The 18,985-nt window shown below is 66.4% G+C and carries 24 protein-coding genes and 1 tRNA gene; 14 read left to right on the top strand and 11 right to left on the bottom strand.

All coding sequences use genetic code 11. The annotated features are described in order from the left end of the window. Window positions 1–26: 26 nt before the first annotated feature. Window positions 27–1,268, top strand: a complete 1,242-nt coding sequence (locus ABC969_RS02275) for an AI-2E family transporter (protein ID WP_345863791.1) — start codon at window positions 27–29, stop codon at window positions 1,266–1,268. A gap of 67 nt (window positions 1,269–1,335) precedes the next feature. Beyond that, a tRNA-Asp gene (locus ABC969_RS02270) sits at window positions 1,336–1,412 on the top strand. Between the two features lie 161 nt (window positions 1,413–1,573). On the opposite strand, the gene ABC969_RS02265 is transcribed toward ABC969_RS02270, so the two are convergent. The 4 genes from ABC969_RS02265 to ABC969_RS02250 all read right to left on the bottom strand — a co-directional run bounded on the left by ABC969_RS02265 (window position 1,574) and on the right by ABC969_RS02250 (window position 3,482). After that, window positions 1,574–1,798, bottom strand: a complete 225-nt coding sequence (locus ABC969_RS02265) for a DUF2842 domain-containing protein (RefSeq protein WP_345862672.1) — start codon at window positions 1,796–1,798, stop codon at window positions 1,574–1,576. Further along, window positions 1,795–2,325, bottom strand: coding sequence for a 5-formyltetrahydrofolate cyclo-ligase (locus tag ABC969_RS02260; RefSeq protein WP_427916124.1), 531 nt, complete (start codon window positions 2,323–2,325; stop codon window positions 1,795–1,797). Before ABC969_RS02260 ends, ABC969_RS02265 begins: the two co-directional genes overlap by 4 nt. 378 nt (window positions 2,326–2,703) lie before the next feature. Beyond that, window positions 2,704–3,003: a cell division protein ZapA gene (locus tag ABC969_RS02255; RefSeq protein ID WP_345862670.1), complete on the bottom strand. Its 300-nt coding sequence runs from the start codon at window positions 3,001–3,003 to the stop codon at window positions 2,704–2,706. Beyond that, a complete protein-coding gene (locus ABC969_RS02250) occupies window positions 3,003–3,482 on the bottom strand; it encodes a hypothetical protein (protein WP_345862668.1) in 480 nt (159 codons plus the stop codon). Before ABC969_RS02250 ends, ABC969_RS02255 begins: the two co-directional genes overlap by 1 nt. Between ABC969_RS02250 and gap the strand changes: the two genes are divergently transcribed. The 8 genes from gap to thiE all read left to right on the top strand — a co-directional run bounded on the left by gap (window position 3,472) and on the right by thiE (window position 8,930). Beyond that, the gene (gene gap / locus ABC969_RS02245) at window positions 3,472–4,482 is read left to right on the top strand and encodes a type I glyceraldehyde-3-phosphate dehydrogenase (RefSeq protein WP_345862667.1); all 1,011 of its coding nucleotides are present in this window, start codon (window positions 3,472–3,474) and stop codon (window positions 4,480–4,482) included. The genes ABC969_RS02250 and gap overlap by 11 nt on opposite strands. 146 nt (window positions 4,483–4,628) lie before the next feature. Beyond that, window positions 4,629–5,033 carry an MOSC domain-containing protein gene (locus ABC969_RS02240; protein ID WP_345863790.1) on the top strand — a complete coding sequence of 135 codons (405 nt, stop codon included), beginning with the start codon at window positions 4,629–4,631 and terminating at the stop codon, window positions 5,031–5,033. Next, window positions 5,030–6,223, top strand: coding sequence for a phosphoglycerate kinase (locus tag ABC969_RS02235; protein WP_345862666.1), 1,194 nt, complete (start codon window positions 5,030–5,032; stop codon window positions 6,221–6,223). Before ABC969_RS02240 ends, ABC969_RS02235 begins: the two co-directional genes overlap by 4 nt. A gap of 49 nt (window positions 6,224–6,272) precedes the next feature. Further along, window positions 6,273–6,509: a type II toxin-antitoxin system RelB family antitoxin gene (gene relB, locus ABC969_RS02230; RefSeq protein WP_345862664.1), complete on the top strand. Its 237-nt coding sequence runs from the start codon at window positions 6,273–6,275 to the stop codon at window positions 6,507–6,509. After that, window positions 6,500–6,832, top strand: coding sequence for a type II toxin-antitoxin system PemK/MazF family toxin (locus ABC969_RS02225; RefSeq protein WP_345862663.1), 333 nt, complete (start codon window positions 6,500–6,502; stop codon window positions 6,830–6,832). Before relB ends, ABC969_RS02225 begins: the two co-directional genes overlap by 10 nt. A 21-nt stretch (window positions 6,833–6,853) precedes the next feature. Beyond that, window positions 6,854–7,762, top strand: a complete 909-nt coding sequence (locus ABC969_RS02220; RefSeq protein ID WP_345862662.1) for a class I fructose-bisphosphate aldolase — start codon at window positions 6,854–6,856, stop codon at window positions 7,760–7,762. Between the two features lie 9 nt (window positions 7,763–7,771). After that, window positions 7,772–8,254, top strand: coding sequence for a hypothetical protein (locus ABC969_RS02215; protein ID WP_345862661.1), 483 nt, complete (start codon window positions 7,772–7,774; stop codon window positions 8,252–8,254). Next, complete coding sequence (gene thiE / locus ABC969_RS02210; RefSeq protein ID WP_345862659.1) at window positions 8,244–8,930, top strand: thiamine phosphate synthase; 687 nt, start codon at window positions 8,244–8,246, stop codon at window positions 8,928–8,930. The genes ABC969_RS02215 and thiE overlap by 11 nt, the downstream gene beginning before the upstream one ends. A 6-nt stretch (window positions 8,931–8,936) precedes the next feature. On the opposite strand, the gene ABC969_RS02205 is transcribed toward thiE, so the two are convergent. Together ABC969_RS02205 and ABC969_RS02200 are read right to left on the bottom strand one after the other, a co-directional pair. Further along, a complete protein-coding gene (locus tag ABC969_RS02205; protein WP_345862657.1) occupies window positions 8,937–9,908 on the bottom strand; it encodes an NAD(P)H-dependent flavin oxidoreductase in 972 nt (323 codons plus the stop codon). Window positions 9,909–9,946: 38 nt separating this feature from the next. Next, a complete protein-coding gene (locus ABC969_RS02200; RefSeq protein WP_345862655.1) occupies window positions 9,947–10,471 on the bottom strand; it encodes a gamma carbonic anhydrase family protein in 525 nt (174 codons plus the stop codon). Between the two features lie 104 nt (window positions 10,472–10,575). On the opposite strand from ABC969_RS02200, the gene ABC969_RS02195 reads away from it, so the two are divergent. Further along, the gene (locus ABC969_RS02195; RefSeq protein WP_345862654.1) at window positions 10,576–11,454 is read left to right on the top strand and encodes a 5'-methylthioadenosine/S-adenosylhomocysteine nucleosidase; all 879 of its coding nucleotides are present in this window, start codon (window positions 10,576–10,578) and stop codon (window positions 11,452–11,454) included. Here ABC969_RS02195 and ABC969_RS02190 read toward each other — a convergent pair. The 4 genes from ABC969_RS02190 to ABC969_RS02175 all read right to left on the bottom strand — a co-directional run bounded on the left by ABC969_RS02190 (window position 11,451) and on the right by ABC969_RS02175 (window position 14,666). Beyond that, entirely contained in the window at window positions 11,451–12,131 is a 681-nt protein-coding gene (locus ABC969_RS02190; RefSeq protein ID WP_345862653.1) for a prolyl hydroxylase family protein, read from the bottom strand. The genes ABC969_RS02195 and ABC969_RS02190 overlap by 4 nt on opposite strands. Before the next feature lie 76 nt (window positions 12,132–12,207). Next, a complete protein-coding gene (locus ABC969_RS02185) occupies window positions 12,208–13,014 on the bottom strand; it encodes an RcnB family protein (protein WP_345862652.1) in 807 nt (268 codons plus the stop codon). 113 nt (window positions 13,015–13,127) lie between these two features. Continuing rightward, window positions 13,128–13,667, bottom strand: a complete 540-nt coding sequence (locus ABC969_RS02180; protein ID WP_345862651.1) for a (2Fe-2S)-binding protein — start codon at window positions 13,665–13,667, stop codon at window positions 13,128–13,130. Between the two features lie 3 nt (window positions 13,668–13,670). Beyond that, window positions 13,671–14,666, bottom strand: coding sequence for a 2-hydroxyacid dehydrogenase (locus ABC969_RS02175; RefSeq protein WP_345862650.1), 996 nt, complete (start codon window positions 14,664–14,666; stop codon window positions 13,671–13,673). Window positions 14,667–14,763: 97 nt separating this feature from the next. Here ABC969_RS02175 and ABC969_RS02170 point away from each other — a divergent pair, with 97 nt between their 5' ends. Together ABC969_RS02170 and ABC969_RS02165 are read left to right on the top strand one after the other, a co-directional pair. Beyond that, window positions 14,764–15,267 (top strand): SH3 domain-containing protein, encoded by a 504-nt coding sequence (locus ABC969_RS02170; RefSeq protein ID WP_345862648.1) that lies wholly within the window; start codon window positions 14,764–14,766, stop codon window positions 15,265–15,267. Beyond that, complete coding sequence (locus ABC969_RS02165; RefSeq protein WP_345862646.1) at window positions 15,267–15,722, top strand: GNAT family N-acetyltransferase; 456 nt, start codon at window positions 15,267–15,269, stop codon at window positions 15,720–15,722. Before ABC969_RS02170 ends, ABC969_RS02165 begins: the two co-directional genes overlap by 1 nt. 39 nt (window positions 15,723–15,761) lie before the next feature. On the opposite strand, the gene ABC969_RS02160 is transcribed toward ABC969_RS02165, so the two are convergent. Next, a complete protein-coding gene (locus ABC969_RS02160; RefSeq protein WP_345862644.1) occupies window positions 15,762–16,958 on the bottom strand; it encodes an acetyl-CoA C-acyltransferase in 1,197 nt (398 codons plus the stop codon). A gap of 204 nt (window positions 16,959–17,162) precedes the next feature. Between ABC969_RS02160 and ABC969_RS02155 the strand changes: the two genes are divergently transcribed. Continuing rightward, window positions 17,163–18,935 carry a putative bifunctional diguanylate cyclase/phosphodiesterase gene (locus ABC969_RS02155; RefSeq protein ID WP_345862643.1) on the top strand — a complete coding sequence of 591 codons (1,773 nt, stop codon included), beginning with the start codon at window positions 17,163–17,165 and terminating at the stop codon, window positions 18,933–18,935. The last annotated feature ends 50 nt before the right edge of the window (window positions 18,936–18,985 follow it).

Genomic DNA, 18,985 nt, shown 5'->3' with positions numbered 1-18,985 from the left:
GAATGGCGGTGAGCGACGAGACTGAAATGCCGGTGGCGCTGGCGCTCGATCCGGCCGCTGCCGCTCCTGCTGCCGCTGCCGTACCGGGCGCGTTCGGGCTGCCGCTGGAGAGCGGCGAAAGCGTCGAGGATCTGGCGCCGATCGCGCTCCGGCGCGATCGACTGCTGGCGGCGCTGACGCTGACCGCCGGCTTGGGGCTGGCGCTGGCCACGCCCTTCGCGCTGAAGGCCGGTGCAGAGTTTTTCCTGCCGACGACGACCGCGCTGGTGATCGCCGTGGCGCTGATCCCGTTGCTCGAATGGCTGGAGCGGCGGCGCGTGCCATCGCCGCTGGCGGCGTTGTTCTGCGTGTTGCTGTTCCTCATCGTGGCGAATATCGCGCTGGCCGCGATCGTCGTGCCGGCGACCGAATTCTTCCGCCTGCTGCCGACGCGGATCGATCGCATCCAGAACAATCTCGCGCCGCTGCTCGATCTGTATTCGAGCCTGGAGAAGTACGCCAACCGCACGCTCCGGCAGATCGCCTCGACGCCGATTCGCCAGGCGCCGACGGCGGGCGTGGCGCCACCGAGCTCGATCCTAGAGCTGGCCGCGACCTCGGCGCCGGGGGTGATCATCCAGATCTTCTTCGGTATCCTCACCGCCTTCTTCTTCCTCTCGGGCTGGACGCGAATGCGCCAGCGCACCATCACCAGCCGGCAGAGCTTCGGCGGCGCGATGGCGACGGCGCGGGTGATCCAGGACGTCGTCGATGACGTGTCCTCGTATCTCGGCACGATCACCGCGATCAACATCGTGCTCGGGCTGTGCATTGCCGGGGCGCTCTATGCGCTGGGCATGCCGTTCCCGCTGATGTGGGGCGGGATCGTCGCCCTGCTCAATTACGTGCCGTATTTCGGCCCGGTGGTGGCGGCTTTGCTGCTGGCGATCGGCGGGCTGATGACCTTTTCCGACGTGTGGGTGGCGCTGGCGCCGCCCGCGATCATGTATGGCCTGCATCTGGTCGAGGCCAATGTGGTGACGCCGCTGATCGTCGGGCACCGGCTGACGATCAACCCGATCATGATCCTCATCTCGATCAGCTTCTGGGGCTGGGTGTGGGGCACGACGGGCGCGCTGCTGGCGGTGCCGCTGCTGATCATCATCCAGACGGTGATCGGCGCGGCGGGCAAGCCGGACATTGCCGGCTTCCTGTTCGAGCATGGCACGCTGACGCAACGCCGGCGCGACGATGCCTCGATCGACACCCGTTCCGAGACCGGAAGTTGATTTGTTGTAAAAAGCGCGTTGACAGGGTGCGGCGCCGCGCATAGTGAGCCGCCTCCACGCTTTACAAGCGGGTGTAGCTCAGTTGGTTAGAGCGCCGGCCTGTCACGCCGGAGGTCGCGGGTTCGAGCCCCGTCACTCGCGCCACTCCCTGATTTGGGAGGGTGTTTTGAAGGTGGTTATCCACACATACTTCCGTCATCCCGGGCTTGATCCGGGATCCAACGCGCGGCTTTCGCAGCGTTTTATTTGCATGTGCTCCGTAGGCGGCAGCCTGGATCCCGGACCAAGTCCGGGATGACGGTGGGTTAGGGGGTGGGCGCGCGCCAGGTGCCGGTTTCCATCCACTGCAGCAGGCGGCGCATGGGGAGCACCCACAGCCAGATCACGCCGGTGAAGACGTAGAAGGCCAGTTGCAGCAGCCAGTGCCAGCCGCCGACCATGTTCGACAGGCTGGCCACGCCGACCACCCAGACCGTCAGCAGCAGCAGGATGAGCAGCATGCCTGCGGGTTTGCGCCAGCTGGGGGTCATGGCGTGATCCAATCGGTTTCAGTGACGATGGCGTGGAGCGGGACGTCCCACGCATCGGCGGGAAGCGCCTCGACCTGCTGGATGCTCCAGGCGACGCCGATGCGCCACGCGTTCGGAAAGGTGACGAAGGCGCGGTCATAATAGCCGGCGCCCTGGCCCAGCCGGTTGAGCATGGCATCGAACGCGACCAGCGGGGTGAGGATGATATCGGGTTCGCGCTCGGCGGCATCGTGCGCGGGCTGGTGCAACCCGAAGGGGCCGGCGATCAACGCGGCTTCGGTATCCCAGGCAAGAAAGCGCAGCGGCGTGGCGCGATCGACGACGTGCGGGAGGACGATCTCGCACCCCGCCTCGACCGCGGCGCGGGCGAGGGGGCTGGGGTCGGCCTCGCCGGGCATGGGCACGTAGGAGGCGACGGTCAGGCCGTGCTCCAGGCGATCGAGAAAGGCCTGGGGGACGAGAATCTTGGGTGGCTTTGCAACACTATGCGTCACCCCGGACCCGTTCCGGGGTTCATCGCTCGGCATCTGCCCGGGCGGTTGATTTTGCGGCGCGGTGGACCCCGGACCAAGTCCGGGGTGACGAACGGGGGATGGATCCGCCGCCATGCTCTGGCGAGACTGAACTTGTCGATCCGCATCGCCTTCCACGAAGGCGAGCCGCGCGGCGCGCATCTGCGTGCGCAGCGTCTGCTTGTCTAGCATATCGCGCCAGATGGGGTGGCGGGACCACCATGGCCGTTTTCCTGAATATCCTCTGACGCCAAAAGCATCAGGTGGGGATCATGTACGACAGACCAGGATCTGCGCAGGGACAACCCCCTAGGAAGAAGAATCGCCTCAGGGATAATCGGTAAGGCTCGTACCGGGCAGTGCCCGCCACGCAGGTATATAGCGGGCATCACGCTATTTCTCAATACTCTCGGCGAGCGCTTCGAGGCGGTCGGCGAGCTTTTCCAGCAGATCGGCGCCGATCACTTCTGCGGCATCCGCAAGGGGGCGGCGCTCGGCTTCGTCGAGCGAATCGGCGAGCATCAGCGCGATCAGCAGCATCGTGCGTTCTGCGTTGAGGCTGCCGGCGGCGCGCGCCGCGGCGGGCCAGCGCGCATCAAGCATCGTGCCGAGACGATGCAACTGATGCTCCTCCCCCGCGCGACAGGCGACGATATGGCGGCGACTGCCGATGGTCAGCGTGACATCGACCATTATTCCTGCTTCCCGCGGGCGATCACCTCGTCAAGCGCGGCGACCGCCTCGGTCATGCGCGTGCGCAGGGCGGCGTGGCGTTTGGCAAGCGCGTCACTGGCCTGCGCGCGGCGTGCGGCGGCCGCAGCGATGCGGGCAATCGCTGCGTCGATCCGGTCGATTGGCCGGCCGATGGGCCGGTCGATGGGGGTATCGGGCATGGTTTTAGCGGATAGCATGGTTGGCGAAGGCAACAACATGCATTCGCCACAGCCCGGTTGACGCAGCGCCCGCTCCACCGCAAAGACCGCGGATATTATCGACCCGATGGGGCACGGATCCCCGCAAACCGGTGGAGATTTCCGACGACCGGCCTCACGCGGCCACCATATTCCTTTCATCACCGTCGCCGTTGCCTCAGGCTTGGGGCACCGCCCGGCGCGTCCACATCCCTGGCCGAAGGCGGCCGGCAGCTTCAGGAGAATGAGCATGACGATCAAGGTAGCGATCAACGGGTTCGGGCGGATCGGTCGGCTCGTCGCGCGCGCGGTGCTGGAACAGGGCGACACGGGGCTGGAACTGGTGGCGATCAACGATCTGGCCGATGCCAAATCGAACGCCTGGCTGTTCAGCCGCGACAGCGTGCACGGCAAATATCCCGGCCAGGTCTCGGCCGAGGGCAATGATCTAGTGGTCGATGGCAAGCGCATCCGCGTCACCGCCGAGCGCGATCCGGCCAATCTGCCGCATGGCGAAATGGGCGTGGACATCGTGCTGGAATGCACCGGCTTCTTCACCGATCGCGCGAGCGCGCAGAAGCATATCGATGCCGGTGCCAAGAAGGTGCTGATCTCGGCACCGGGCAAGGGCGTCGATCTGACGGTCGTCTACGGCGTCAATAACGACAAGCTCGAGGCCGGGCACAATATCGTCTCCAACGCGTCGTGCACGACCAACTGCCTGGCTCCGGTGGCCAAGGTGTTGAACGACGCGATCGGCATCGAGCGCGGGCTGATGACCACGGTGCATGCCTATACCAACGATCAGAAGATCCTCGATCAGATCCATCCCGATCTGCGCCGGGCGCGCGCGGCGGCGATGTCGATGATCCCGACCACCACCGGTGCTGCCCGCGCCGTGGCGGAAGTGCTGCCCGAGCTGAAGGGCAAGCTGGACGGCTCGGCGATCCGCGTGCCGGTGCCGGACGTGTCGCTGATCGATCTGACCTTCACCCCGGTGCGCGATACGACCGTCGAGGAAGTCAATGCGGTGCTGAAAGCCGCGTCGGAAAGCGGCCCGCTCAAGGGCATTCTGGCTTATACCGATGAGCCGCTGGTCTCGATCGATCTGATGCACACGCCGGCAAGCTCGACCGTCGACAGCCTGGAAACCGCGGTGATCGACGGCAAGCTGGTGCGCGTGCTGAGCTGGTATGACAATGAATGGGGCTTCTCCAACCGCATGGTGGATACGGCGCGCGCGATGGGCCAGTTCCTCTGATGCACCGTTCCGTCATGCCGGCGGATGCCGGCATCTCCTCGTTCGGGCCGCTGGGCGCGTCCCAGGGAGATCCCGGCGTGCGCCGGGGTGACGGACCGGTCGGCGCGCTCGGCGGGATCGCGCGGCATGCGCGCCCGCGCGCGGCGATGGAGACGCTGGATCGCGTGCTCGTCACGCTCGAGGGCGGGATTGCCGGCGACTATCGCGGCGGCATGAAGGGCAAGCCGTATCGGCGGCAGGTGACGTTGATCGAGCGCGGTGATTGGACGGCTGCGCTGGCCGAGATCGATGCTGATATTCCGTGGCAGGAACGGCGCGCCAACCTGTTGATTGACGGGCTGGATCTGCCGCAGACCCGGGGTGTCCGGCTGCGCATCGGCGACGATGTCGTGCTGGAAATTACGCGCGAGACCGATCCGTGCGAGCGAATGGACACGCTCGCCCCGGGGCTGGAGCGCGCTTTGCTGCCCGATTGGCGCGGCGGCGCCTGCGCGATGGTGATACAGGGCGGCACGATTGCCGTCGGCGATGCAATCAGGATCGAGACATGACCCGGAGCTTCAAGACACTCGACGATATGGGCGATGTGCACGGCAAGCGCGTGCTGGTGCGCGAGGATCTCAACGTGCCGATGATCGACGGCGCGGTGAGCGACGATACGCGGCTGCGCAGTACCGTGCCGACGGTCAGCGAGCTGGCCGACAAGGGCGCGATCGTGCTGATCCTGGCGCATTTCGGGCGGCCCAAGGGGATGCGCGATGCGACGATGTCGCTGGCGCTGGTCACGCGGCCGTATGAGACGGTGCTGGGGCGGCCGGTGCGGTTTGTCGATTGGGATGGCGCGGCGGAAGCGGCGGCGATGATGCAGCCGGGCGATATCGCCATCGTCGAGAATACGCGCTTCTTCGCAGGGGAAGAGCAGAACGATCCCCAACTCGTTGCAATGATGGCCGAACTTGGCGATTTCTACGTCAACGACGCGTTCTCCGCGGCGCACCGCGCGCACGCCTCGACCGAGGGGCTGGCGCATGTCCTGCCGGCCTTTGCCGGGCGCGCGATGGAGGCCGAACTCGATGCGCTGGACAAGGCGCTGGGCAATCCCGAGCATCCCGTCGCCGCCGTCGTCGGTGGAGCGAAAGTGTCGTCCAAGCTCGACGTGCTCAAGCATCTGGTGACCAAGGTGGATCATCTGATCATCGGCGGGGGGATGGCCAACACGTTTCTTGCCGCGCGCGGCGTGAACGTCGGCAAGTCCTTGTGCGAGCATGACCTGACCGGTACCGCGGACGAGATCTTCGATGCCGCCGAGCGCGCCAATTGCACGATCCATTTGCCGTACGACGTGGTGGTGTCGAAGGAATTCGCCGCCAACCCGCCAAGCTTGCGGACCTGCAACGTGCATGAAGTGGCGGCGGACGAGATGATCCTGGATGTCGGGCCGGCGGCGGTCGAGGCGCTGGGCGATGTGCTCAAGAACTGCCGCACCCTCGTGTGGAACGGGCCGTTGGGCGCGTTCGAGACGCCGCCGTTCGATGCCGCGACGGTGGCGCTGGCCCGGACCGCGGCGGCGCTGACGCGCGACGGTTCGCTGGTGTCGGTGGCCGGCGGCGGGGATACCGTCGCCGCGCTCAACCAGGCCGGCGTGGGCGACGACTTCACGTTCGTGTCGACCGCGGGCGGCGCGTTTCTGGAATGGATGGAAGGCAAGGATTTGCCGGGGGTGGCCGCGTTGACGCGTTGATTAACCGCGCCCGGCTTGCTATGTTAAACGTGTTAAACGGAGCATGGACATGCTGGGCGTTCGTCTCGATACCGATCTGGAACAGCGCCTGACGGCAGTGGCGCGAACGCAGGGCCGCAGCAAGAGCGATATCGCGCGCGATGCCGTGCGCCGCTATGTCGAATTGCATGATGAGGCCTATCGCGCGGAAGCGCGTCGCCAGTCGTTGCGCGCGGCAGCGCGAGACGGCGGTGAGGACTGGGCGTTTTTGGAAGCTGTCGAGAGCGAGGACGGTGCGTGGAGCTGAGGCGGGGTGCGATCGTGCTCGCCGCTGGCCCGGGCGATTACTCGGGCAAGCCGCGGCCCTTCCTTATCGTTCAGTCCGATATGTTCAACGAGACGCACGCTTCCGTCACCCTGTGCCCGATGACCGGCAACGTCGGTGGCGAAACGCTGTTTCGCGTACCGTTTGCCCCGTCTGACGCTACCGGCCTTGCCGGAGAAAGCGAGGCGCAGATCGACAAGGTGCAGTCGCTGCGCCGCGAACGGATCGTCAAGCTACTGGGGTACGCCCCGGCCACGACCATGGAACAAGTCGATCAGGCGCTGCGGCGCTGGTTGGCACTTTGAAACAGCGCTAAGGAGATTAAAATGACGCCAACCGTCCAGGCCATTCTCGACAAATACGAATCCGATTCGCCCGCGACCAAGACCAATATCGGCCGCATCCTGATGCAGGGCAAATTGGGTGGCACGGGCAAGCTGGTGATCCTGCCCGTCGATCAGGGCTTCGAACATGGCCCGGCGCGCAGCTTTGCGATCAATCCGGCGGCCTATGATCCGCACTATCATTTCCAGCTGGCGATCGATGCGGGGCTCAGCGCCTTTGCCGCGCCGCTCGGCATGATCGAGGCGGGCGCCGCGACGTTTGCGGGGCAGATTCCCACGATCCTCAAGGTCAACAGCTCGAACAGCTGGGCGCAGGGCGCCAACCAGGCGGTCACCGGCTCGGTCGAGGATGCCGTCCGGCTCGGCTGCGCGGCGATCGGCTTCACCATCTATCCGGGATCGGACGATCTGTTCGACATGATCGGGCAGATCCGCGAGATGTCGGCTGAAGCCAAGTCGGTCGGCATCGCGACCGTGATCTGGTCGTATCCGCGTGGCGGCATGCTGCCCAAATCGGGTGAACTGGCGTTGGACGTGGGCGCCTATGCCGCGCACATGGCGGCATTGCTCGGCGCGCATATCATCAAGGTGAAGCTGCCCGGCGATCATATCGAGCAGAAGGAAGCCAAGCCGATGTACGAGGGCACCGACTGGTCGAACCAGGCGGATCGCGTGCGTCATGTCGTGCAGTCGAGCTTTGCCGGGCGGCGCATCGTGGTGTTCTCGGGCGGTGCCTCGAAGGGCACCGATGCCGTATTCCAGGACGCGCGCGACATTCGCGATGGCGGTGGCAATGGCTCGATCATCGGCCGCAACACGTTCCAGCGCCCGCGTGACGAAGCGCTGGCCATGCTCGAGCGAATCATCGCGATCTACAAGAACGAAGAATAAGCGTCTCCCATGCAGTTCGCCTATCATCGCAGCCTTGGGCCGATGATGGGCGTGCTGCTGGGGCTGGCGATCATCGAGATGCTGGTGGTGCATCTGGTGGTCGTCGCCTGGCTCGGCGGATGGGCGGCGCTGGTGATCGGCATGGTCGATCTCTCGGCGGTGATCGGGCTGGTCTGGCTGATCCGGTCGTTCCGCCGCCGCCCGGTGACGCTCCGTGATGGCGTCCTGACGCTGCATGCCGGCTATCTGCAATCGATCGCCGTACCGGTCGATCAGATCGCCGGGCTGCGCGCGACGTGGGACGCAGCGGCGATCAAGGATCGCGGCCTGCTCAATCTGGCGCTGATCGCCTGGCCCAGCGTGGTGATCGACCTCAAAGCGCCGATCGCGCCGCGGCGGGGCCGACAGGTGCGCGCGGTGGCGCACAAGCTCGACGATCCGGCGGCTTTCCATGCCGCGATCGCGGCGCTATCGCGCGCGGATGGATATTGACCCGCTCGGCCCGCTCGACCCCAATTTTGCCGCCCAATTCACGCGCGACATGCGCCGGCCACCGTGCCAGCTCTATCTGATCTCACCGCTGGAGGTGGATGGTGCCTTTCCGGATCGGCTCAGGCGCGCACTCGACGCGGGGCCGGTGGCGGCGTTCCAGTTTCGCGTGAAGGATGTCGATCAGCATGTCGCGGCGGCGCTGGCCGAGCCGCTGCAGCGCATTTGCGCTGACGCGGATGTGGCGTTCATCGTCAATGACAGCATCTCTTTGGCCAAGCGGCTGGGCGCGGATGGCGTGCATCTGGGGCAAGGCGATGGCGATCCGCGCGAGGCGCGCGATCTGCTCGGGCCGACAGCACAGGTCGGCGTGACCTGCCACGACAGCCGCCATCTGGCGATGGAAGCAGGCGAGGGCGGCGCGGATTATGTTGCGTTCGGCGCCTTTTACCCGACGACTACCAAGGCGGTGTCGCATGTCGCCGAGCCGGTGCTGCTCAGCTGGTGGTCGACCGTGTTCGAAATCCCCTGCGTGGCGATCGGCGGGATCACGCCGGCCAATGCCGCGCCCTTGGTGGCGGCGGGGGCGGATTTCCTTGCCGCATCCAACGCGGTGTGGGGCGGTGACGAGGCGGCGGCGGTGCGGGCCTTTGCCGAGGTGATGGCGCGGCCCAAGTAACGGCGATCAGAGCGCCAGCCGCGCGCGTGCCGCGAGATATTCGCGCTCCATGCGATCGACGCGCGCGGCCACCGACTCGATCGCGGTGACCGCGCCGATGCCCTGGCCCGAGCCCCAGATTTCCTTCCACGCCTTGGGCTTGCTGCCGCCACCGTCATTGCCACCGGCGCCGAAATCCATCGTCTTGAGATCACCTTCGGGCAGGTTGTCCGGATCCATCCCCGCCGCGGCGATCGAACTGCGCAGATAATTGCCGTGTACGCCGGTGAACAGATTGGAATAGACGATGTCCGCCGCCTTCGAGGCGACGATCGAGTCTTTATACGCCGGCTCGGCATTCGCCTCGGTGGTGGCGATGAACGGCGAGCCGATATAAGCGAGGTCCGCGCCCATCGCGAGCGCGGCGAGCACGGCGTCGCCGGTGGCGATCGAGCCCGACAAGGCAAGCGGCCCATCGAACCACTGGCGGATTTCCTGGATCAGCGCGAATGGCGACAGCCGCCCGGCATGCCCGCCGGCACCGGCCGCGACCGCGATCAGCCCGTCGGCGCCCTTTTCGATCGCCTTGCGCGCGAACCGATCGTCGATCACGTCATGCAGCGTGATGCCGCCCCAGCCGTGCACCGCGGTGTTGAGATCCTCGCGCGCGCCGAGCGACGTGATAACGATCGGCACCTGCCACTTCGCGCAGGTGGCGAGATCCGCCTCCAGCCGGGCGTTGGATTTATGCACGATCTGGTTGACCGCGAACGGCGCCGCGGGCCGATCCGGGTTATCACGGTTCCACGCCGCCAGTTCCTCGGTGATGCGGTGCAGCCATTCGTCGAGCAGCGCCTGGGGGCGCGCGTTGAGCGCGGGGAAGGAGCCGACGATCCCCGCCTTGCACTGCGCGATCACCAGATCGGGACCGGAGATGATGAACAGCGGCGAGCCGATGATCGGCAGCCGCAGATTTTGCAGGATGGCGGGCAGGGTCATAGATCACGTTTCATAGCGCAACCGATATGGCTGTCCAGTCAGTCGATACGCTTGAGCCCGGTGGCGCAGGCCTGCGCCTTGGCGACGTAGTGCTGCGCGGAGACCAGCAGCATCGCCTGCGCCGCATCATCGAGCGGACGCATGACGCGCGCCGGGCTGCCGACGATCAGGCTGCCGGGCGGGAAGGTCTTGCCTTCGGTGACCAGGGCGCCGGCGCCGACGATCGACCCGGCGGAGATGACCGCGCGATTGAGGATGATCGCGCCCATGCCGATCAGCACGCGATCCTCGATCGTGCAGCCATGCAGGATGGCATGATGCCCGATCGTGCAATCGGCGCCGATGGTGAGCGGCGCGCCCGGATCGGAATGGCACATCGCGCCTTCCTGGATATTGCTGCGCGGGCCGACCAGGATCGGCGTGTTGTCGGCGCGGATCACGGCGCCGAACCAGACATTGGCGTGCTCGGCCAGATGCACGTCGCCGATCAGATCGGCGCTGGGCGCGATCCAGACGCCGGCGGCGAGCTGCGGGCGTTGGTCGTTCAGTTCGTATTGCGGCATCGGGTGCTCCTTTGATGTTGCGTAGCATGGGCGGGGGGCAAGGCCAGCGTTCCCCGCGCCACACCGGCTTGATGCGGCGCGATTTACCCGCCATCGCGGGCGGCATGACCGTCGCCCCACAGAAATTCGATACGCTTCCCCGCATCGCCGTGATGACCGCTTTCCCGCCGGAATGGGCGGCGCTGGTAGATAGCGTGACCGAGGCCTGCGAACACCGCGTCAACGGGCTGACGATCCTCACCGGCATGCTGGCGGGCAAGCCGGTGGTGCTGATGCAGAGCGGCATTTCGATGGTCAATGCGGCGATGAACACGCAGCTGCTGATCGATCGCTTCGCGCTGCGCAGCATCGTCTTTTCAGGCATTGCCGGCGGTGTCGATCCCGCGCTGCTGATCGGGGATGTGTGCGTGCCGGACAAATGGGGGCAGAATTTCGAGCTCGCCTTCGCCCGGCAGACGGCGGACGGCTTTGCGCCGCCAACCGGGATTCCCGGCGGCACCGAGCTGCCGGGGCATGGCGCGCTGTTTCCGCGCGATGTGATCGTCGGCAATGCCGATGATGCGGTGGCGGAGCGGCGCTGGTTCGCGGCCGATGCCGAATTGGTAGCGCTGGCCGGGCGCGTGGGCGCGGATATTGCGCTGGAGCGCTGCTTGCCTGCCGAGGACGGCGGCCAGCCGCATTGCCTGGAGCATCAGCCCGCGGTCGTGACGGGCGGTGTCGGGGTAAGCGGTTCGGCGTTTGTCGATAACGCGGCGTATCGCGAGTATCTGGCCGCGACCTATGCGGCGCGCGTGGTGGATATGGAGAGCGCGGCGGTGGCGCAGGTCGCTTATGTCAATCAGGTGCCGTTCGTGGTGTTCCGCAGCGTCTCCGATCTGGCCGGGGGCGATGCCGCCGCGAACCAGATGCTGACCTTCATGGGGCTGGCGGCGACCAATTCGGCGCATCTGGTACGCGCCTTCGTTGCCGCGATGCCGGGCTAGTCGCGCAGCCAGTTGCGTTCGCGAAACCATTTGGTGACGATATATTTGGTGCCGCGCACCACCGGCATGCCTTCGTGCAGCGTGGCGAGATTGGGGCTGCCATCGGGGTTCATATTGTTCCAGGCGAGCAGCAAGCCGCGCCTGGGCGCGACGCGGATGCCGGCCTGGGGAAACCAGGTCGCGCCGCCTTCCTCCACCTCGTTGAGATAGATCATCGCCGTCCAGGTGCGCTGGCCGCCGGCCTGGGTGACCTCGGCATAATAGCTTTCGGCTTCGTGGAAATAATCGTGATGCGCGCGGAAGTGCTGACCGGGGGCGTAGCGCTGGCCCTGCATCGTCTCACCATGGCTGGGCTCGATGCCGAGCAACGCCGCAATCGCTTCATCGGTGGGGCGCACATCGGGTGACCAGCGATCCATGTCGCAGCTTTCGCTGGTACGGAATTGCGTATCCGGCTTGCCGCTGAGCAAGGTTGAGGGGCGCCGATTGGCGTCGATCATGCGGATCAGCGCGGCACATTGCGCGCCACTGAGAAAATCGCGGTGCTGATAGATTTGCGCCGCATCGGTGTTGGCGCGCTTGATCGCGGGGTTTGCGGCGAGGCGCTCGGCAACGTGCTTGCCGGCGGCGTGGCGGGCGGGCGAGGCCGATCCGGCTTTGCGGGTTGCTGTGGTCACACCGCTCAAATCGCTGCGTACGCGGCAAAAAACAAGACCCGCCGGGGGGAGCGGCGGGTCTTGAAGCGCTCAAGCGTTACCAGAAGATGTCGTACACCGTATCGACCACCTGGCCGGAATAGACATCGACGAGCAGCGCATCGTTATAATAACGCACCCAGCGATATTCGCCGTAAGCCTCTGGCAAGCCATAATAATTGGCGTTGTCGATCCAGTAGTTCCGGTTGAACAGCAGCGCGCTCAGCGTAAAGCCGATATCGAAGCGGCGGTAGCCGTAGCGCCAGCCGCTCGGTGCATAGTAGCGCGGCAGGTGATAGGCGTTGCGGTTATACTGGCGGCGGCTGGTCCAGTCGTAACGGTTATCCTGCCGCCAATTGCGGTTCCAATTGCCACCGCGATTATCGTTGCCGCGCCACTGCCCGCCGCGATTGTCGTTGCCGCGGCGTTCGTTGCGGATGCCGCCATTGGCGCCCCATTGGCCGCGATCGTTGGTGCCGCGATACACGCCGTTGGAGCGGTTTTGCTGGATGGCCTGCGGCTGCGCCTGGGCACCGCGCTGATAGCCATTCTGGCCACGATCGCCGCGCTGACCGTTGCCGCCCCAAGTGCGGCCGTCGGCGCGCTGGGGGCGGGCCTGTTGCTGCAATTGCGGCTGGGCCTGGACGGGAGCGGCAACCTGTTGCGGCTGTTGTTGCTGGGGACGGACGCGCTCGGGCCGGGCCTCGTTTTGCTGGCGCGACAGGCGGGCCTCACGGCCGCCCTGCGCGCGGCCTTCGCTGCGCTGCCAGCCGGGATTACCGTCCCGTTCGCCGCGCTGCGCCATCGCTGCGCCGGGGATGAGGGCGGTGGCGGCCATCAGGGCCGCAAGTATGGACGTACGCATGAACGTTTCCTCGAAACGCCGGCGCTGAGAGTGCCCGGTCGATAACCGTGCTATGCCGGTCGGTCGATGAGGCGATGCTGAATTGATATGTCAGCAAATCGACAGGAATCGCGCTATTGCGGAGCCACCAAAGCGGGGACGCGGCGCGCCGCTTCGGCCGGCGTGGTGCCGGGTGGCGCGCCGACCGCGATCTCGCCATCGCCGCGCTGCACGCCCGCGGCGGCGAGCACGGCATCGATGATGCGGGGATAAACGCCGCAGCGGCACAGATTGGTGATGCCGGCGCGGATATCGTCTTCGGACGGGTTGCGGTTCTTCTTGATCAGCACCGCTGCGGCCATGATCATGCCGGGGATGCAGAAGCCGCATTGCGGCACGTTCCCGGCGATGAAGGCGAGTTGCACCGGATGATCGCGCTCGCGCGACAGCCCTTCTATGGTGGTCACGAAACTGCCCTCGATCGCGCCGATCGGCACCTGGCAGGCCAGTACCGCGGCGCCGTCGATATCGACCGTGCAGGCGCCACACTGGCCGTTGCCACAGCCATATTTGGTGCCGGTGAGATTCGAGCCATCGCGCAGCGCCCACAACAGCGGCGTCTGCGGATCCATGCGATACTGGACCGGGTTGTTGTTAACCGTGAAGCTGGTCATCGCTCAGGCCCAGCCTTCGAGCACCTGATCGGGCGGGCGGTGGCCATCGGCCCACATGCGGATGTTCTGGATGACCTTGTCACCCGTCGCCATGCGGCCTTCGAGCGTGGCCGAGCCCATGTGCGGCAGCATCACGACGCCGGGCAGCGCGAGCAGCCGCGGATCGATCTGCGGTTCATGCTTCCACACGTCGAGCCCGGCGCCGGCGAGCCGGCCGGCTTCGAGCGCGTCGGTCATGGCATCTTCATCGACGATGCCGCCGCGCGCCGCGTTGATCAGATAGACGTGCGGGCGGAGCAAGGCGATGCGGCGTGCATCGAGCAGCCCGCGGCTATCGGCGTTCAGGGGCGTGTGGATGGTCAGGATGTCGATGCTGCCGAGCATCTCATCCAGATCTTCGTGCCAGGTGGCGGCGAGCTGCGCCTCGAGCACCGACGGCAGGCGATGGCGGTTGTGGTAATGGACCGAGAGGCCGAAGGCGCGGGCGCGGAGCGCCACGGCCTGACCGATGCGGCCCATGCCGATGATGCCGAGCGCCTTGCCGCCGATGCGATGGCCGAGCATCCCGCCGGGGCTCCAGCCGGTCCATTGGCCCGAGCGGACCAGTTTCTCGCCCTCGGCAAGGCGGCGGGGGACGGAAAGGATCAGCGCCATGGTCATGTCGGCAGTGTCTTCGGTCAGCACGCCCGGCGTGTTGGTAACGATGATGCCCCGCGCGCGCGCCGCCGTGAGATCGATATGGTTCACGCCGGCGCCGTAATTGGCGATCAGCTTGAGCCGCGGGCCGGCGGCTGCAATCAACGCGGCATCGATCTCATCGGTAACGGTGGGGACCAGCACGTCGCATTCCTGCACCGCGGCGGTGAGCTCGGCGCGGGTCAACGCGGCATCGCTGCGGTTGTGCTGCGTATCGAACAACAGCTCCATCCGGTCCATCACCGCATCGGCCAGCTGACGGGTGACGATGACCTTGGGGGTAGGGCGTCTCGTATCGGGCATGGCGGTGGCTTGGCGGAGGGGCGCGGGCGCGTCAACAATGGTTGAAGCGGGCGGGCCGGGCGGGCTAGGTGTGGCGCTGAATTAATGGGAGGCGTGTATGCGTAATGGAGCGAGAGTGTTGCTCGCCGGGGTCGCGGTCGCGCTGAGCGTGCCGGCGCTGAACGTGCCGGCGCTGGCCGCCGCGGCCGACAAGCCGGTGCCGTATTTTGCCTCGATCGCGGCAGGCAAGGCGCGCATGCGCAGCGGTCCCGGGCGGACCTATCCGGCGAGCTGGCTGTATCAGCGCGCCGATCTGCCGGTGAAGATCGTCGCGGTGTTCGAAAAGGGCCGCTGGTACAAGGTCGAGGATCCGGATGGCACGCAGGGCTGGATCCTCGGCGCGCTGATCAGCCAGACGCGGACCGCGCTGGTCACCGGTGGAGTGGCCGAATTGCGCGATGCGCCGCAGATCGGCGGGCGGGTGACGTGGCGCGCCGCGCCCGGCGTGGTGGGGCGGGTGAGCAAGTGCGCGCTCGGCTGGTGCTATTTCGACGTAAAGGGGCGCGGCGGTTTTGTCGAAACGCGCAGCTTGTGGGGCGTGGCGGGGGACGAGCGTTTGTGATGCGGATCGTGCGTGATGACCTGACCGATCCGCAGGTGATCGCGCTGCTCGATCTGCATGTCCGCGCCGCGCTGGATAATTCGCCGCCCGGAGCGGCGTTCGTGCTCGATCTCAGCGGATTGCGTGACCCGGCAGTCACGCTGTGGTCCGCGTGGGACGGCGTGGCTTTGCTCGGGCTGGTCGCGCTCAAGGAGCTGGATGCGGGGCAGGGCGAGGTGAAATCGATGCGCACCGCGCCGGGGCACGTGCGCAAAGGCGTTGCGGCAGCAATGCTGACGCATCTGATCGCGGAGGCGCGGGCGCGGGGCTATCGGCGGCTGAACCTGGAGACGGGGACGGGGGATGCGTTCGCACCGGCGCGGGCGTTATATGAGCGCACGGGCTTCGCCCCGTGCGGGCCGTTTGGCGACTACGCGCTGACCGAGTTCAACAAATGTTACGCGATGGAATTGTGATGTCCGGGCCCCTTCCTTGCAAGGAAGGGGCGTTCCGGATCAATCGATCAGTTCGACAGCCACGGCGGTGGCCTCGCCACCGCCGATGCACAGCGCCGCAACGCCTTTCTTAAGCCCGCGATTTTGCAGCGCGGCGACCAGCGTGGCGAGGATGCGCGCGCCGCTGGCGCCGATCGGATGGCCGAGCGCGGTCGCCCCGCCGTTCACATTGACCTTGTCGTGCGGGATGGCGAGATCGCGCATGGCGATCATCGAGACGACGGCAAAGGCCTCGTTGATCTCGAACAAATCGACATCGGCCACGCTCCAGCCGGTCTGATCGAGCACCTTCCGGATGGCATGAACCGGTGCGGTGGTGAATTTCGCCGGCGCGTGCGCGTGTGCAGCGTGGCCGACGATGCGCGCCAGCGGGGTAAGCCCGGCGGCTGCGGCGACGCTCTGGCGCGTCAGCACCAAGGCCGCGGCACCGTCCGAGATCGACGACGCATTGGCGGCGGTGATCGTGCCGTCCTTGGCGAAGGCGGGCTTCAAAGTCGGAATCTTTTGCGCATTGCCCTTGGGGGGCTGCTCGTCCGTCGCGATCGTCTCGGTGCCCTTGCGCCCGGTGATTTCGACGGCGACGAGCTCGCGATCGAACGCGCCGGATGCCTGCGCGGCCTGCGCGCGGGATAGCGACGCGATGGCATAGTCATCCTGCGCGGCGCGGGTGAACTGGTAATCGGTGGCGGTTTCCTCGGCGAAGCTGCCCATCGCACGGCCCGGCTCGTAGGCGTCTTCGAGGCCATCGAGGAACATCGAATCCATCACGCGATCATGCCCCATGCGCGCGCCGCCACGATGCTTGGCGAGGATATACGGCGCGTTGGTCATGCTCTCCATCCCGCCGACGACAAGCAGATCGACCGAACCGGCGGCAAGCGCCTCGGCACCCATGATTGCCGCCTGCATCCCCGAACCGCACATCTTGTTGACGGTGGTGGCCTCGACCGACAGCGGCAGCCCCGCCTTGAGCGCGGCCTGGCGGGCGGGCGCCTGACCCAATCCGGCGGGCAGCACGCAGCCCATATAGATGCGCTCGACGGACGCCCCATCGACGCCGGCGCGTTCGACCGCGGCCTTGACCGCCGTCGCGCCGAGCTCGGTTGCAGAGGCGCCGGCCAGCACCCCCTGGAAGCTGCCCATCGGCGTGCGGGCATAGGACAGGATCACGACGGGATCGGCAGCGGCGACAGGCATGTTGAAACCTTTGGCGAGAGCGGGAGCTATGGCGAATTGTGATCCGAACTAGGCGTGGAAGGGCCGATGTTCAACTCGGCTGACCGAGGGGGCGCGCATGAGGCGCCGGTGCGGTCTCCCAAGATATTGATCCAGGTCAACAGTCGTGCAGTTATGAATTTATTAGCCGCGACAGGTCATATTGGCTGGCCTGAGGAAACCGCCGTGCATGATGAAACCGAGCGCCTGCGCGCGCTTCACCAGCTAAAGTTGCTCGATACGCCCGCGAGCGAGGCCTTTGATCGCATCACCCGGATGGCTGCGCAGATTTTTGATTTGCCGATCGCCGCCATTTCCCTGACCGACAGCGATCGGCAATGGTTCAAATCGCGCGTTGGCGTCGAGCACCAGACATTGCCGCGCGAGGGCGCGCCGTGCACGCACGTGGCCGAAACCAATGCGGCGCTGGTCGTGGTCGATCTTGCCGAGGACCCGTCCTATGCCGCCTCGCCGCTCGCCGCGCAGGGCGTCCGCTTTTATGCCGGCGTGCCGCTGGTGACCCCGGCGGGCCATGGTCTGGGCGCGTTGTGCGTGCTGGGTTACAGCCGGCGCACGGTTACCGCGCCGGAAATGCGCGCGCTCGACGACCTCGCGGCGATGGTCATGGTGCAGATCGAGCTGCAACATGCGCTGGGGCGGATCGATCCGGTCAGCGGATTGCCCAACCGTCGGCAGTTGATCGAGGATCTCGACGATTTTGCCCGTGACCATGGTGGGCAGCGTCGCTTGCTCGTGCTGGTGGACATTGCGCGCGACGACCAGCTCAACCAGGGGCGGCGGGTGATGGGATCGGTGTTCGTCGACGATCTGGTGATCGAATCGGCACGCCAATTGTATGCCGCGTTAGGCAAACAGCGCACCGCCTATCACGTCGGCGCCACGCAATTCGCGTTTCTGGCGCCGGCGGATGTCGATGACGAGGTTTATGCGCTGCATCTCGGCAGCCGGCTCAAGGCCATCATGAGCACGGCGCGCGCGCGCTTCGTAATGACCTCGGCGATCGGGGTGGCGCCGTTCCTGGCCGGCGTGACGCGGCCGAACGACGTGCTGCGGGCGGCTTTCGCTGCGGCGCAGGACGCGCGCAGCGATAACGTGGCGGTGCGCTTGCATTCGACCGCCAGCGACGCCGCGCAGGCGCGCCGCTTCAGCCTGCTGCATGCCTTTGAAGAGGCGCTGGGCCAATCGGATCAGTTGCGCCTGGTGTATCAGCCGCGCATCGATCTTGCCTCGGGCCAATGCCTGGGCGCGGAGGCGTTGCTGCGCTGGCAGCACCCGCGGCTGGGGGACGTGCCGCCGTCCGAATTCATCCCGATCGTCGAGCAGACGTCGATCGTGCGGCAAACCACGCGCTGGGTGTTGAACACCGCGATCGCGCAGCTGGCGGCGTGGGGCAAGGCCAATGTGGCGCTGCAACTGTCGGTGAACATCTCGGCCGCCAATCTGGACGAGCCGGATTTCGCCGCGCGCGTGCAGCTGACGTTGCTCCGACATCGCGTTGCCGCGGATCGGCTCGAACTCGAAATTACCGAGAGCGCGGTACTGGGCAATTCCGCGATGGCGCAAACGCAGCTCGAAACGCTGGCGGCGTGCGGCGTGCGGCTGGCGATCGACGATTTCGGGACGGGCTATAGCAGCCTGGCCTATTTGCAGCGCCTGCCCACCAAAGTGGTCAAGATCGACCAGTCGTTCGTGCGTGACCTGGCAGACAAAGCCAGCGATCGGATGCTGGTCCAATCGATGATCGGGCTGTCGCACGGGCTGGGCTACCGCGTGGTGGCCGAGGGGGTCGAGACGCCGGCCGCTGCGGCGATCCTGCGCGAGCTCGGCTGCGAGGAGGCGCAGGGCTATTTCTTCGCGCGGCCGATGGAGGCGATGGATCTGGCCGGGTGGATCGCGGGCAACGACGCAGCGGTGGCGGGCGTGGTGCGGGTCGCCTGAGCGCTGGCGATAACGAGCAGGTGACGCGGGCGTGTTGCTCGCCTAGCGCG

Origin of the sequence: Sphingomonas qilianensis, from assembly GCF_039614825.1 — a bacterium.
In the GTDB taxonomy this organism is placed as follows: domain Bacteria; phylum Pseudomonadota; class Alphaproteobacteria; order Sphingomonadales; family Sphingomonadaceae; genus Sphingomonas; species Sphingomonas qilianensis.
Note: the sequence above shows the minus strand (reverse complement) of the source record. Positions and strands in the feature narration are given on the sequence as shown.